This window comes from Frigidibacter sp. ROC022 (genome assembly GCF_024723735.1).
Taxonomy (GTDB): Bacteria; Pseudomonadota; Alphaproteobacteria; order Rhodobacterales; family Rhodobacteraceae; genus SLM-1.
Window position 1 is genome coordinate 837,132 of sequence record NZ_JANQDU010000002.1, and the last position, 14,330, is coordinate 851,461.

The following is a 14,330-nucleotide window of genomic DNA, read 5'->3' on the forward strand; positions in this document are numbered from 1 at the left end:
TGATGCGTGGCGCGAAATTCGGTGTCTATCTTGGGATTCTTGCGGGTCTGGCCGGCGGTGCCGGGGCCGAGAACCTGCCCCCGGCGGGGCCGGAAGTGAGCGGCGTGGAAGAGCCGACCGAGGCCGGGTTCCGGGCCTGGCTTGCTGCCTTCGAACCGCGCGCCCTGGCCGCCGGGATTTCGCAGGATACGCTGGATGCCGCCTTCGCCGATGTCTCGCTGAACCTGTCGGTGATCGACAAGGACCGCAACCAGAACGAATTCACCAAGCAGATCTGGGACTATCTCGACACCGCGGTGTCCGAGGCGCGGGTGCAGAACGGGCGCGCGGCGATGGAACGGCGGCGCGCGCTGCTGGACGAGATCGAAGCCCGCTACGGGGTCGAGGCCGAGGTCGTCGCGGCGATCTGGGGGCTGGAAAGCGCCTATGGCACCTTCCGCGGCAACATCCCGATCATCGAGGCGCTGGGCTCGCTGGCCTATGAGGGGCGCCGGGCCGGGTTCTTCGAGGCCGAACTGATCGCGGCGCTGAAAATCCTTCAGGCCGGGCATGTCCGGCTGGCGGACTTCAAGGGCTCCTGGGCGGGGGCGATGGGCCATACCCAGTTCATGCCGAGCTCGTTCTGGAAATTCGCCGAGGATCTGCGCGGCGACGGCAAGCGCGACATCTGGACCGACGACCCGACCGACGCCCTGGCCTCGGCCGCCGCCTATCTGGCGAAACATGGCTGGAAGAAGGGTCTGCCTTGGGGAATCGAGGTTACTCTGCCCATGGATTTCCCCTACGAGCAGTCGGGTGAGCGGATCAAGAAACCGGTCTCGGAATGGATGGCCCTGGGGGTGCGGGATGTCGATGGCCGGAAGATCCCGATCGATGCGCCGGCCTCGGTCCTGCTGCCGGCGGGCTGGCAGGGCGCGGCCTTCCTGATCTTCGACAATTTCCACGTGATCGAGCGCTACAACACCGCCGACGCCTATGTGATCGCTGTCGGCAGCCTCTCGGACCGGCTGCGCGGGGGGCCCCCGATCCGGCACGGCTGGCCGCGTCAGGACCGGGCGCTGAGCTTCGAGGAAAAGCGCGAGCTGCAGGCACTGCTGCTGGCCCGGGGCTTCGATCCGCAGGGGGTTGACGGGATCATGGGGCCGAACACCATCCAGGCGGTGCGCCTGTTCCAGAAATCCAAGGGGCTGGTGCCGGACGGCTATGCCTCGGTCGCGGTGCTGGAACTGCTGCGGCAATAGCATCCACCGGACCCGGTTCCATCGCGGCCGAGATGGGTCTAGAAGGGCGCGGTCTGGCAGGAGGACCCGATGAGCGCTCCGAAACCCGTTGTCTTGTGCATTCTCGATGGTTGGGGGCTGCGCGAAGACCGCACCGCCAATGCGCCGGCGCTGGCCGATACGCCGACCTTCGACCGAATCATGGCAACCTGCCCGCATGCGCAGCTGATCACCCATGGCCCCGATGTCGGGCTGCCGTCCGGGCAGATGGGCAATTCCGAGGTCGGCCACACCAATATCGGCGCCGGGCGGGTGGTGGCGATGGACCTCGGCCAGATCGACCTGGCGATCGAGGACGGCAGCTTCTACCGCAACGAGGCGATCCGCGCCTTCGGAGACAAGGTCAAGGCGGCCGGGGGGCGGGCGCATCTGATGGGGGTGGTCTCGGATGGCGGGGTGCACGGGCATTTCGTCCATATCGTCGCCGCCGCCCGGCTGCTTGCCGAGATGGGCGTGCCGCTGGTCGTCCATGCGATCACCGATGGCCGCGACGTGCCGCCGGGAACGGCAACCGGGTTCATGCGGCGGCTGATGCTCGAACTGCCGGTGGGGGCGGTGATCGGCAGCGTCACCGGGCGCTACTATGCGATGGACCGCGATAACCGGTGGGAGCGGGTCCAGACCGCCTATGACGCGATGATCCGCGGCCAGAGCCCGCACCGGGCGCAGCAACCGGTCGAGGCGATCGAGGCCGCCTCCGCGCGTGGCGAAACCGACGAGTTCATCGCCGCCACGGTGATCGGCGACTATTCCGGGGCGCGGGATGGCGACGGGCTGTTCTGTCTCAACTTCCGTGCCGACCGGGCCCGGGAAATCCTGCGTGCGGTGGGCGAGCCCGGCTTTGCCGAATTCGACACCGGAACGCGCCCGAAGTGGTCGGCGCTGCTGGGCATGGTCGATTATTCCGAGGCCCACAATGCCTATATGCAGGTCGCCTATCCCAAGCAGGTTCTGGTCAACACGATCGGCGAATGGGTGTCCAGGAAGGGGCTGCGCCAGTTCCGCCTGGCCGAGACCGAGAAATACCCCCATGTCACCTTCTTCCTCAACGGCGGCCGGGAAGAGCCCTATCCGGGCGAGGACCGGGCGATGCCGAAATCGCCCAAGGTGGCGACCTACGACCTGCAACCGGAAATGTCGGCCGCCGAGGTCAGCGACCGCTTTGTCGAGGCGATCGAGGCCGGCTATGACCTGATCGTGGTCAATTTCGCCAACCCCGACATGGTCGGCCACACCGGCGACCTCGAGGCCGCGATTGCCGCCTGCGAGGCGGTGGACAAGGGGCTGGGCCGGGCGGTGGCCGCGCTGGAAAAGGCCGGCGGCGCGCTGGTGCTGACCGCCGATCACGGCAATTGCGAAACCATGGTCGATCCCGAAACCGGCAAGCCGCATACCTCGCACACCACCAATCCGGTGCCGGTGGCGGTTCTGGGCGGACCGCCTGGCTGCAGCCTGCGCAACGGGCGCCTGGCCGATCTTGCGCCGACGCTTCTGGACCTGATGGGGCTGGACCTGCCGCCCGAGATGACCGGCCGGAGCCTGATCGTGCGATGACTCGTCCGGGCCGATGATCATGCGACGCGGGCCTGAGGCAGGATCGGGCAGGGGGGCCCCCCCCTCGGCCTGCGGCCTCACCCCCCGGAGTATTTTCAAGGCAAAGAAGACCGGTCGGCGGCTCGTGCTGGCGCTTGTCCTGGGGCTGGGCCTGGCGCCGCTGGCGCGGGCCCAGGGCGCGGTGGAGGTGGCGCAGGAAGCCCTGGCCGAACTGGAAGGCGCGGCGGCGGAACTGACCCGGGCCGAGGGCGCGCATGACCGGGTGGCGGCGCTGACCCGGGTGATCGGCGCCTATGAGACCGGGCTTGCGGCGCTGCGCGAGGGGCTGCGCCAGGCCGCGATCCGCGAGGCGGCGCTGACCGGCTATCTGGACCGTGAGAGCGCCCAGGTGGCGCGGCTGCTCGGGGCGCTGGAATCGCTCGAATCGACGCCCGAAACGCTGTTGCTGCTACATCCTATGGGCCCTCTGGGCGCGGTGCGTTCGGGCATGCTGCTGTCCGAGGCGGCTCCGGCGGTGCAGGCGCGGGTGACCGAATTGCGGAGCCGGCTGGATGAAATCCGGCTGATCCGGACCCTGCAGGAAAGCGCGCTGGAAAGCCTGGAGGCCGGGCTGCGCGGCGTGCAGGAGGCGCGGACCGAACTGTCGGCGGCCATCTCGAACCGCACCGACCTGCCGCGCCGCTTCACCGATGACAAGGAGTCGATCGCCCGGCTTCTGGAAAATACCGACACCCTGGCCGCCTTTGCCGAAGGGCTGGTCGGGATCGAGGCCATGGCGCCGGACGAAACGGCGCGGATACCGCAACTGCCGCTGCCGCTGCCGGTCAACGGGCGGGTGATCCGGCGCTATGGCGAGACCGACGCGGCCGGGATCGAACGGCCCGGCTGGCTGATCGCCACGGCGCCCCTGGCGCTGGTCACCAGCCCCGTCGCCGCAACGATCCGTTACCTCGGGCCGCTCCTCGACTACGGAAATGTGATGATTCTCGAGCCCGAACCGGGCAGGTTGCTGGTTCTTGCCGGGCTCGACCGGGTCTATGGTAGCGTCGGCCAGGTCATCCCGGTCGGCACGCCGGTCGGGCTGATGGGTGGCACGGCGCCCACAGGCGCCGAGTTCGTGGCACGAAGTGTCGAAGGCGGTGGCACCGGGCTGTCGGAAACGCTTTACTTGGAATTGAGACAGGGCAATGACCCCGTGGATCCCGCGGTTTGGTTTGCCGGCACAAAGGACGAAGCGGAATGAGAAAATTCGTACTGGCCGCATTGGGCGGCACCATCCTCGGTTCGATCGTGACGACCCAGATCGCGGGGCCACTGGTGGCGCAGGAAGCTGCCAAGAATGTTTCGGTCTACGAGCAGCTGGACCTGTTCGGCGACATTTTCGAGCGTATCCGCGCGCAATATGTCGAACCGGTGGACGAGAAGAAGCTGATCGAGGCCGCGATCAACGGCATGCTGACCAGTCTCGACCCGCATTCCAGCTACATGCCGCCGGAACAGGCCGCCGAGATGCGCGAGCAGACCAAGGGCGAGTTCGGCGGGCTCGGGATCGAGGTCACCCAGGAAGAAGGCTTCATCAAGGTCGTGTCCCCGATGGAGGGCACCCCCGCCGACGAGGCCGGGATGCAGACCGGCGATTTCATCACCCATGTGAACGGCGAGAGCCTGCTGGGCCTGACCATGAACGCCTCGCTTGACCTGATGCGCGGGCCGGTCGGATCGGAAGTGGTGCTGACCGTGGTGCGCGAAGGGGTCGAGAAGCCCTTCGACGTGAAGATCGTCCGCGACACGATCAAGATGACCGCGGTGCGGGTCCGGACCGAGGGCAATACGGTGATCCTGCGGATCTCCACCTTCAACGAACAGACCTTCCCGAACCTTGCGGACGGGTTGAAGAAGGCCGTCGCCGAGCTGGGCGGGATCGACAAGGTCAACGGCTTCGTCGTCGATCTGCGCAACAACCCCGGCGGCCTGCTGACCCAGGCGATCAAGGTTTCGGACGCCTTCCTCAGCAAAGGCGAGATCGTTTCCACCCGGGGCCGCGAGCCTTCGGACGGCGAAAGGTTCAATGCCGAAAGCATGGTTCCGGGCGACCTGGCCGAGGGCAAGCCGGTGGTGGTGCTGATCAACGGCGGCTCGGCCTCGGCCTCGGAAATCGTCGCCGGCGCTCTGCAGGACCATCACCGGGCCGTCGTCATCGGCACCAAGAGCTTCGGCAAGGGCTCGGTCCAGACCGTGATGCCGCTGCGCGGCGAGGGCGCGATGCGCCTGACCACGGCCCGCTACTACACGCCGTCGGGCCGCTCGATCCAGGCCCTGGGCGTGTCGCCCGACATCGTCGTGCATCAGCCGAAGATCGACCCGAACGCCGAACCGGCCGAGGAAGATTCGCGCCCGCCGCGCACCGAGGCCGATCTGCGGGGCAGCCTGGACAACGACAGCCTGACCGAGGACGAGCGCAAGAAGATCCTCGAAGAGCAGGCGGCGGCGGACGAAGCCTCGAAACTGCGCGACGAGGACTATCAACTGGCCTATGCGATCGACATCCTGCGCGGGCTGTCGGTGCTGGCGCCGAAGGACTGAGGACGCAGGCCGCCCCGCTGGGCGGGGCGGCGGCCCGGAGCAGATGGCAGAGAGCAAACTCCCCTACCGGCCCTGCGTCGGCGTGATGATGGTCAACCCGGACGGTCTGGTCTTTGTCGGCCAGCGCAGGGACAGCGAGGTTCCCGCCTGGCAGATGCCGCAGGGCGGGATCGACAAGGGCGAGACGGTGCGCGACGCCGGGCTGCGCGAACTGCGGGAAGAGACCGGGGTGACGGCCGACCTGGTGCGGGTCGAGGCCGAGACGGCGGATTGGGTGACCTATGATCTGCCCGCCGAGCTTCTGGGCAAGGTCTGGAAAGGCAAGTATCGGGGCCAGAAACAGAAATGGTTGCTGGTCCGTTTCCTGGGCCGCGACGACCAGATCGACATCGCCACCGAGCATCCCGAGTTCTCGGAATGGCGCTGGCTCGACCCCGCCGACCTGCCCGGCGCCATCGTGCCCTTCAAGCGCGCCGTCTACGAGGCCGTGCTGGCCGAGTTCGCGGCCCATCTCTGAGATGCCCGGGCCGGCAAGGTAACGCCACCGGCAGGGTGGACGCCGGGCAAGCCGATCCCTACCTTTGGCCGGACGAGTCGTGCCACCGCCGATCCCGAAAGCGACCCCCTTTGATGGACCCGATGCCCGCATGAGTGATCCAGACGCCAAGCCCTATCAGGTGCTGGCCCGCAAATACCGGCCCGAGACCTTTGCCGACCTGGTCGGGCAGGATGCGATGGTGCGCACCCTGAAGAATGCCTTTGCCGCCGACAGGATCGCACAGGCCTTCATCATGACCGGCATCCGCGGCACCGGAAAGACCACCACCGCCCGGATCATCGCCAAGGGGATGAACTGCGTCGGCCCGGACGGCACCGGCGGCCCGACGACCGAACCCTGCGGCCAATGCGAGCATTGCAAGGCGATCATGGAAGGTCGCCATGTCGATGTGATGGAGATGGATGCCGCCTCGCAGTCGGGCGTTGCCAATATCCGCGAGATCATCGACTCGGTTCACTATCGGGCCGCCTCGGCGCGCTACAAGGTCTATATCATCGACGAGGTGCACATGCTCTCGACCGGGGCCTTCAACGCCCTGCTGAAGACCCTGGAAGAGCCGCCGGCGCATGTGAAGTTCATCTTTGCCACCACCGAGATCCGCAAGGTTCCGGTCACGGTGCTGTCGCGCTGCCAGCGCTTCGATCTGCGCCGGATCGAACCCGAAGTGATGCTGGCGCTGCTGCGCAAGATCGCCGACAGCGAGAAGGGCCAGATCTCCGACGCCGCGCTGGCGCTGATCACCCGCGCCGCCGAAGGCTCGGCCCGCGACGCGACCTCGCTTCTGGATCAGGCGCTGAGCCATGGCGCCGGAGAGGTCTCGGCCGATCAGGTCCGCGCCATGCTGGGGCTGGCCGACCGGGGCCGGGTCATGGACCTGTTCGACATGATCCTGAAGGGCGACGCGGCGGCGGCGCTGGCCGAGCTTGGCGCCCAATATGCCGATGGTGCCGATCCGATGGCGGTGCTGCGCGACCTGGCCGAGCTGACGCATTGGGTCTCGGTGGTGAAGATCACCCCCGAGGCGGCGGAAGACCCGACCGTCGCCCCCGAGGAACGCAGCCGCGGCCAGGCCATGGCCGAGGCGCTGCCGATCCCGGTGCTGACCCGGATGTGGCAGATGCTGCTGAAGGCGCTGGAAGAGGTGGCGATCGCCCCGAATGCGATGATGGCGGCCGAGATGGCGGTGATCCGGCTGACCTATGTGGCGGATCTTCCGACGCCCGAATCCCTGGTTCGCAAGCTGAAGGATGCGCCGGCCCCGGCGCCGGCCGGACCGTCAGGCAATGGCGGCGGCCGGAGCACGGCGCCCGTCGCCCGGGCGGCGCAGGGCGTCACTTCCCAGGCCGGGACGAACGGCGGCCAGGCGACGGCGCTGGCGCTCGATCCGGAACAGGCGTTGGCCCGGTTTTCCACTTTCGCCCAGGTGATGGACCTGATCACCGCCAATCGCGACATGGTCCTGAAGGTGCAGATCGAGGACGGCCTGCGCCTGGCCCGCTATGCGCCGGGCCGGATCGAATTCACCCCGACCGAGGATGCCCCGCGCGACCTTGCGGCGCGGCTCGGCCAGCGCCTGCAGGCCTGGACCGGGGTTCGCTGGGTCGTCTCGGTGGTCTCGGGCTGCACCGAGCCGACGATTTCCGAAGTCCGCGACGCCGAACGGCTGGAGGCCGAGAAACAGGCCCGCGCCAACCCTCTGGTGCAGGCGGTACTCGAGGCCTTCCCCGGCGCTTCGGTGAAGGTGGCCCCGCCGCCCGAGGCCCAGGCCGCCGAGGCGGCGCTGCCGGTGGTCGAGGACGAATGGGACCCGTTCGAGGAAGATTGAACGGCGCCGAGGCGCCATGCAACGGAACATCCGCGGGACAGCCCGCTGCTTTGAAAGGACGACAGAAAGATGCTGAAGGGACTCGGCCAACTGGGCGACATGACCAAGATGATGAAGGCGGCCCAGGAAATGCAGGGCAAGATGGCCGCGCTGCAGGAAGAGCTGGAAACCATCACCGTCACCGGCGAAAGCGGCGCCGGGCTGGTCCGCGCCACCGCCACCGCCAAGGGCGTGCTGACCGGGCTGGAGATCGACCCGTCGATCTTTCAGCCGACGGAAAAGGAAGTCGTCGAGGACCTGATCCTGGCGGCGATCAAGGATGCGCAGAGCAAGGCCGCCGAGCGGCACCAGGCCGAGATGGCCAAGCTCACCGAAGGTCTGGGCCTGCCGCCGGGCATGAAGCTGCCGTTCTGAAGCTGCCCGGATGAGCGACGCCACCCAGTCGATCGAAACGCTGATCGCGATGATGGCCAAGCTGCCGGGGCTTGGGCCGCGTTCGGCCCGGCGCGCGGTGCTGCATCTGATCAAGAAACGCAGTACCCAGCTTGCCCCGCTGGCCCGGATGATGGACGAGGTGGCGCGCAGCGCCCGCGAATGCGCCACCTGCGGCAATATCGGCACTTCGGATATCTGCGATATCTGCGCCTCTCCGAAGCGGGCCAACGGAGAGATCTGCGTGGTCGAGGATGTCTCGGACCTCTGGGCAATGGAACGGGCGCAGGTCTTCAAGGGCCGCTATCACGTGCTGGGCGGCACGCTTTCGGCGCTGGACGCGGTCGGGCCGGACGAGTTGAGAATCCCCAGGCTGATCGAGCGGGTCGATGCCGAGGGGATCACCGAGGTCATCCTGGCCCTGAATGCCACCGTCGACGGCCAGACCACGGCGCATTACATCGCCGACCGGCTGGATGGCCGGGTCTCGGTCACTTCGCTGGCGCAGGGCGTGCCGATCGGCGGCGAGCTGGATTACCTGGACGACGGCACCATCACCGCGGCCCTGCGGGCGCGCAAGCGGTTGTAGCCGGCGCGGCGGGCCGGTTTCGCCGCGCTGCGCGCGCCGACCGGGCGAGGGGCTCTGCCCCTCGCGCTCCCCGGGATATTTGCAAGGTAAAGCAGGTGGCCCGCGCGGGTCGGTCGGCCTCGCGCCCGGGGGCGGTCAGCCCAGTTTGGCCAGCAGGGTCCGCGTCGGCCAGCCGTCGGCCGGAAGGCCCAACCGTTCCTGTTCGGCCTGGACCGCGGCACGGGTGCGGGCCCCGAGGATGCCGTCCACCTCGCCCACGTCATGGCCCAGGGCCACCAGCCGGCGCTGCAGCTGCTTCATTTGGGTGCCGTTCAGCCCCGGATCGGGATTGCCCGCCGCATAGACCTGCGCGCCTTCCAGCCGGGTCGCAAAATAGGCGGCGGTGGTGACATAGGTGAAGCTCTGGTTCCACTCGAAGAACACGTTGAAATTCGGATAGGCCAGAAAGGCCGGGCCGTCCTTGCCCATCGGCAGCAGAACCGAGGCCGGAAGCCCGGGATCGCCCAGCGACCCGGCCCGCGCCCGGACCCCCATGGCCTGCCATTCGGCGACGGTCCGGCTGTGCGCGGTGCCGGTCAGCCGCCAGTCGAGCCCCGCCGGGACGGTGATTTCCTGCAACCAGGGCTCCCCGGCCCGCCAGCCGAGGTCGGTCAGCATCCTGGCGCCCGACATCAGCGCGTCGGGAACCGAGGTCTTCAGGCGCACATGACCGTCGCCGTCGCCATCCATGCCGTTGCGCAGGATGTCGGCGGGCAGCATCTGCACCATGCCGACCTCGCCCGCCCAGGCGCCCTTGGTCGTCGCCGGATCGAAATCGCCGCGTTCGTACAGGGTTTCGGCGGCCAGAAGCTGGGGCTGGAACAACTCGGGCCGGCGGCAGTCATGCGCCAGGGTGGCCAGCGCGTTGGCGGTGTTGAAATCGCCCCGCACCTGTCCGTAGTCGGTTTCCAGCGCCCAGAAGGCGGTCAGCACCCCGCGCGAGACGCCGAATTCGGACTCGATCCTGTCGAAGATCGCCGCGTATTTCTTCAGGTTCCGGCGCCCGTTGTCGAGCCGGTTCCGCGAAATGACCCGCCGCGAGAAGGTGATGAAGTCGAGCTGAAAGACCCCCTGCGCCTTGTCGGCCCGCAGGACTTTCGGGTCTTGTCTTATGCCCTTGAAGAAGGCGGCGGCGCGCTCGGGGTCGGCGCCGTTGGCCACGGCCTCGGCCTGCATCTGGTCAAGAAAGCCCCGGAACGATCCGCCGCAGGGGGCGGCGGCGGCAGGGCTGGCGAAGAGGGCGGCAAGGATCAGATATCTCAACATGGCGCGACCCTAGCAAAGCCGGGTCGCAAGTGCGAGCAGCAGCACAAGCCCCAGCATCAGCGCCCAGGCCCGCCAGAGCAGGGACACCGCCCGGTCGATGGTCTCGGGTCCCGGGTCGCGGGCGCCTTCGGGATGGACATGGGGAAAATCCCGCATCCGGCCGCCATAGCTGCGCGGTCCGGACAGCGCGACGTCCAGCGCCACCGCCATCGCCGCCTCGGGCCAGCCGGCATTGGGCGAACGGTGCAGCGGCGCGTCGCGCCGGATCACCGTCCAGGCCCCGGCAACCGGGCGGGCGAGCCACAGCAGCAGCGCCGTCAGCCGGGCCGGGATCAGGTTCAGCAGATCGTCCAGCCGCGCCGCCGCCCAGCCGAAGGCCTCGTGCCGCGCGGTCCGGTGGCCGATCATCGAATCGGCGGTGTTGATCAGCTTGTAGACCAGGATCCCCGGCAGTCCGGCGACCAGGAACCAGAAGGCGGGGGCGATCACCCCGTCGGACAGGTTCTCGGCGGCGCTCTCGATGGCGGCGCGGGCAATCGCCGGATCGTCCAGGGCCGAGGTGTCGCGCCCGACGATCCGGGCCACCGCCCGCCGCCCCTCGCCGGTGGACAGGCGCAGGGCCGCCGCGACATTGGCGACATGGTCGCAAAGGCTGCGCTGCGCCAGCAGGATCGCCGCGATCAGCACCTGCCAGAGCGGCGCCAGGGGCAGCTGCCGGATGCCGAGGCCCAGGGCTGCGGCACCCACCACCAGCACGGCGACCACGGCGGCCCCCTTGGCCCGGCGCCCGCCGCCACGGTTGAAGCGCCGGTCCGCAAGGTCGATGATCCGCCCGGCCAGCACCGCCGGATGCGGCAGTCGCGACCAGAGCCAGCGCGGCTCGCCGAACACCGCGTCCAGCAGCAGCGCGGCGGCCAGCAGCAGGGCTGTCACAGCGCCGCCTCGAGCTGCGCCCAGCCGTCCGGCGCCGGCAGGCCCAGCCGCAAGAGCGTGTCGGACCAGGGGAAGACGCGCGACCAGACATGCCCGCGGGCCAGCCGTTCCTGCATCGCGCCGGCATCCGCGACCCGGTAGAGCCGGAACAGAGGCGTGCCGCCTTCCAGAACCGCCCCGGCGCCCAGCATCAACCCGTCCAGACGCGCCGCATCGGCGCGCAGCCGGTCCCGCGTGGCCTCGGCCCAGGCGCCGTCCTGCAAGGCCGCCGCACCAATCGCCAATGCCGGTCCCGAGACCGGCCAGGGGCCAAGCGCCTCGGCCAGGGCGCCGACGATGCCCGGATCGCCGATGGCAAAGCCCAGCCGCAGCCCGGCCAGACCCCAGAACTTGCCGAAACTCTTCAGCACCAGCCGCCCGGGCCGCGTTGCCTCGGCGATCAGGCTGCGCTCCGGCATCACGTCGCAGAAACTCTCGTCGATCACGACCAGCGGCAGCGACAATTCCGACGTGCGCCACAGCCGGCCATCGGGATTGTTCGGATGCACCACCACCATGGCGTCGCTGCCCTCGAAACTCCAGCCGGCGGCCCGGAACGCGGCCTCATGCTCGTTGTAGGTCGGGCCGGGAATGGCGACCGAGCCGCGCGGCAGCAGATGCGGCAGCCGCGCGATCAGGGCCGAGGCGCCGGGCGCCGCCAGAACCGCGGCGCCATCGGGCACTCGCCAGAAGCGTCGCGCGGCGGCCTCCAGCGCCTGCCGGGCCCCCTGATCGGGCAGTGCGGTCCATGTTTCTGCGGCCAGTTCCGGCAGCGGATAGGGCACCGGGTTGATCCCCGTGGACAGGTCGAGCCAGTCGGCCCGCTGGCCGCCGAACCTGGCGACGGCGGCATCCAGCCCGCCCCCATGATCCCGGCCGGAACTCATTCCGCCCCGGGCCCGGGCAGCGGCGGGTGGCGGGTGACGAAATGGCCCTTGATCGCCTCCGGCCACTGCCGATAGGGCACCTGGCCGGTCTCGCTTGCGGCATGCAGCAGGGCCCAGTCACGGATCGCCTCGGCAGCCTCCTGCGTCGGTTCGAACCGGCCGATGGTGTAGCAGAGCTTGCCCGCCGCCTGCACCGTGACATTGCAGCCGTGGGTGCAGCCCATCAGGCAGGAATGGCGGCGCAGTTTCAGCGGTCCGGGGTCGAGCGCCTCGATCAGCCCGGCCAGCCGCGCGCCATCGGTCGGCGCTCCGGCCTCCCATCCCTCGCGTTTGCAGGTCTCGCAGATCGTGATCCAGGTGGTCATGGCGCCTCTGCCAGCTTCTGCGGCACCTTGAACCGCAATTCCCCGCAATGCGCAATTCCGTGCCGGGCATTAACCTTCGTTTCGGAACCTGGGACGACAAATCTCTTTGACAGTGTTAATTATCCGTAGCGGTAAAGAACGGATGGGCCCGCCTCGGGCCCCGGTGTGTGATGCAGGTCCTGATCGTCGAGAGCGATGCCGAACTGGGAAGCCTTTGGGCGCGGCATATGGAACGGCGGGGCCACCGGGTGCTGCTGACCTGTGATCAGGACGAAGCGATTGCGGCGCTGATGCAGGACAGCTTCGGGGTCTTGTTGCTGGACCTGGTGCTGGGCACGGGGTCGGCCTTCGCGGTGGCGGATTATGCCTCTTTCCGGCAGCCCGAGGCCAGGGTGATCTTCGTCACCGACACCGCTTTCTTCTCGGACGGATCGATTTTCCGGCATCTGCAGAATGCCGCGGCCTTCCTGCCCAGCGGCACGCCGCCCGAGGACCTGGTGGCCCTGGTCGATCACTATGGCGCCCGTGGGAGTGTCTCGCCCTGTCGGCCGGATGACGGATGAGCGCCCGCCGGCCGGGCCCCAGACATGCCAACGGGCCGCCGGAAGCGATCCGACGGCCCGTTCGGCAGTTTCCGACCGGTCGTTCAGCCCTGGCGGGCCTTGAACCGCGGCTGGGTCTTGTTGATGACGTAGACGCGGCCCTTGCGGCGCACCACACGGCAATCGCGATGCCGGCTCTTCAGCGAGCGGAGCGAATTCCTGACCTTCATGGTCGTCTCCTCAAATCCCCGACGCCCAGGCGCCGTCACAACTCGGTGCCCCGAACCGGGGCTCTCAATGGTTCCCCCGGAGGGGATGGTGGGCGCGACAGGGATCGAACCTGTGACCCCTACGATGTCAACGTAGTGCTCTACCGCTGAGCTACGCGCCCGAATGCGACTGGCCCTGGTCCTGCAATCCGGACGATCCTGATTCGGCGCCCAAACAACAAGACGCGGGAGCCTCCCGCGTCGGTCCGGCAGCGTATAAAAGGAGTCGAAGGCGGGATCAAGGGCTTTTGGAACGACCCGTTGTCGGGCATAGTCGAAGACGTTCAAGGGTCCGATATGAGCCGTAAACCATATGAGCTTCGTGAACCAGCGGAGCGTTCGACCAGTGTGATCTTTGCCTCGCCGCATTCGGGGCGCGATTATGCGTGGTCGTTCCTGCGCCGCACCGTTCTGGACGAACGGTCGATCCGGTCCTCGGAAGACGCCTTTGTCGATCATCTGTTCGATCATGCGACGGTCTGCGGCGCGCCCCTGCTGGCGGCCCGTTCGCCGCGTGCCTTTGTCGATCTCAACCGCGCCCCGGATGAGCTTGACCCGGCCCTGATCGAGGATGTGACCCGATCCGGCCACAATCCGCGGATCGGCTCGGGGCTCGGGGTGATTCCCCGTGTGGTCTCGAACGGGCGGGCGATCTACAGCGGCAAGCTGACCCGGCGCGAGGCCGATCAGCGTCTGGCCGATGTCTGGCATCCCTATCACAAGGCACTGGGCGCGCTGCTGGAGCAGAACCATGCCAAGTTCGGCCAGGCGATCCTGATCGACTGCCATTCGATGCCGCACGAGGCGATCGACAACTTCGCCAATGCCGGATTGCCGCGGCCCGAGGTGGTGCTGGGCGACCGCTACGGCGCATCGGCCGCGCCGTCGATCGTCGAAGGGATCGAGGTTGCCTTCCGCCGTGTCGGCTTCCGGGTGACGCGCAACGCGCCTTTCGCCGGCGCCTATACGGCACAGAACTATGGCCGGCCGTCGCGCAAGCAGCATGTGATCCAGGTCGAGATCGACCGCTCGCTCTACATGAACGAACAGTTGATCCGCCCGAATTCCGCCTTTGACGGATTCCAGAAGGCATTGCGGGAAGTGATCGCCGAGATCGCCTCGCTGGGCCGTGCGATGCCGGAAAGCCTGGCCGCCGAATAGCGGCGCC

At 68.3% G+C, this 14,330-nt stretch carries 15 protein-coding genes and 1 tRNA gene; 10 read left to right on the forward strand and 6 right to left on the reverse strand.

Annotated elements, in window-relative coordinates:
* The first annotated feature begins 2 nt into the window (after positions 1 to 2).
* The 8 genes from NUW50_RS10840 to recR all read left to right on the forward strand — a co-directional run bounded on the left by NUW50_RS10840 (position 3) and on the right by recR (position 8,822).
* Entirely contained in the window at positions 3 to 1,241 is a 1,239-nt protein-coding gene (locus NUW50_RS10840) for a lytic murein transglycosylase (RefSeq protein ID WP_258289124.1), read from the forward strand.
* A gap of 69 nt (positions 1,242 to 1,310) precedes the next feature.
* On the forward strand, positions 1,311 to 2,834 hold the full coding sequence (gpmI, locus tag NUW50_RS10845) for a 2,3-bisphosphoglycerate-independent phosphoglycerate mutase (RefSeq protein ID WP_258289125.1): 1,524 nt from the start codon (positions 1,311 to 1,313) through the stop codon (positions 2,832 to 2,834).
* Between the two features lie 124 nt (positions 2,835 to 2,958).
* The gene (locus NUW50_RS10850) at positions 2,959 to 4,077 is read left to right on the forward strand and encodes a murein hydrolase activator EnvC family protein (RefSeq protein ID WP_258289126.1); all 1,119 of its coding nucleotides are present in this window, start codon (positions 2,959 to 2,961) and stop codon (positions 4,075 to 4,077) included.
* Complete coding sequence (locus NUW50_RS10855; protein ID WP_258289127.1) at positions 4,074 to 5,417, forward strand: S41 family peptidase; 1,344 nt, start codon at positions 4,074 to 4,076, stop codon at positions 5,415 to 5,417. The genes NUW50_RS10850 and NUW50_RS10855 overlap by 4 nt, the downstream gene beginning before the upstream one ends.
* Positions 5,418 to 5,460: 43 nt before the next feature.
* Complete coding sequence (locus NUW50_RS10860) at positions 5,461 to 5,934, forward strand: RNA pyrophosphohydrolase (protein WP_258289128.1); 474 nt, start codon at positions 5,461 to 5,463, stop codon at positions 5,932 to 5,934.
* A gap of 130 nt (positions 5,935 to 6,064) precedes the next feature.
* The gene (locus NUW50_RS10865; protein WP_258289129.1) at positions 6,065 to 7,801 is read left to right on the forward strand and encodes a DNA polymerase III subunit gamma/tau; all 1,737 of its coding nucleotides are present in this window, start codon (positions 6,065 to 6,067) and stop codon (positions 7,799 to 7,801) included.
* Between the two features lie 69 nt (positions 7,802 to 7,870).
* A complete protein-coding gene (locus NUW50_RS10870) occupies positions 7,871 to 8,215 on the forward strand; it encodes a YbaB/EbfC family nucleoid-associated protein (protein WP_258289131.1) in 345 nt (114 codons plus the stop codon).
* A 10-nt stretch (positions 8,216 to 8,225) separates the two neighbouring features.
* Entirely contained in the window at positions 8,226 to 8,822 is a 597-nt protein-coding gene (gene recR / locus NUW50_RS10875; protein ID WP_258289132.1) for a recombination mediator RecR, read from the forward strand.
* A gap of 135 nt (positions 8,823 to 8,957) precedes the next feature.
* Here recR and NUW50_RS10880 read toward each other — a convergent pair whose 3' ends face one another.
* Genes NUW50_RS10880 through NUW50_RS10895 form a run of 4 tightly spaced genes read right to left on the reverse strand, consistent with a single transcriptional unit; the run spans position 8,958 to position 12,351 of the window.
* Complete coding sequence (locus NUW50_RS10880) at positions 8,958 to 10,127, reverse strand: lytic murein transglycosylase (RefSeq protein WP_258289133.1); 1,170 nt, start codon at positions 10,125 to 10,127, stop codon at positions 8,958 to 8,960.
* Positions 10,128 to 10,136: 9 nt separating this feature from the next.
* Complete coding sequence (gene cbiB, locus NUW50_RS10885; protein WP_275982091.1) at positions 10,137 to 11,051, reverse strand: adenosylcobinamide-phosphate synthase CbiB; 915 nt, start codon at positions 11,049 to 11,051, stop codon at positions 10,137 to 10,139.
* A 5-nt stretch (positions 11,052 to 11,056) separates the two neighbouring features.
* Entirely contained in the window at positions 11,057 to 11,986 is a 930-nt protein-coding gene (locus tag NUW50_RS10890) for a threonine-phosphate decarboxylase (protein ID WP_258289135.1), read from the reverse strand.
* Entirely contained in the window at positions 11,983 to 12,351 is a 369-nt protein-coding gene (locus NUW50_RS10895) for a DUF1636 domain-containing protein (RefSeq protein WP_258289136.1), read from the reverse strand. Before NUW50_RS10895 ends, NUW50_RS10890 begins: the two co-directional genes overlap by 4 nt.
* 170 nt (positions 12,352 to 12,521) lie before the next feature.
* Between NUW50_RS10895 and NUW50_RS10900 the strand changes: the two genes are divergently transcribed.
* On the forward strand, positions 12,522 to 12,914 hold the full coding sequence (locus NUW50_RS10900) for a hypothetical protein (protein WP_258289137.1): 393 nt from the start codon (positions 12,522 to 12,524) through the stop codon (positions 12,912 to 12,914).
* An 83-nt stretch (positions 12,915 to 12,997) separates the two neighbouring features.
* Here the strand turns inward: NUW50_RS10900 and ykgO are convergent, their stop codons facing one another.
* Both ykgO and NUW50_RS10910 read right to left on the reverse strand, forming a co-directional pair.
* Complete coding sequence (ykgO, locus tag NUW50_RS10905; protein ID WP_258289138.1) at positions 12,998 to 13,123, reverse strand: type B 50S ribosomal protein L36; 126 nt, start codon at positions 13,121 to 13,123, stop codon at positions 12,998 to 13,000.
* 86 nt (positions 13,124 to 13,209) lie between these two features.
* A tRNA-Val gene (locus tag NUW50_RS10910) sits at positions 13,210 to 13,284 on the reverse strand.
* 175 nt (positions 13,285 to 13,459) lie between these two features.
* Between NUW50_RS10910 and NUW50_RS10915 the strand changes: the two genes are divergently transcribed.
* Positions 13,460 to 14,323: an N-formylglutamate amidohydrolase gene (locus NUW50_RS10915; protein ID WP_258289139.1), complete on the forward strand. Its 864-nt coding sequence runs from the start codon at positions 13,460 to 13,462 to the stop codon at positions 14,321 to 14,323.
* The last annotated feature ends 7 nt before the right edge of the window (positions 14,324 to 14,330 follow it).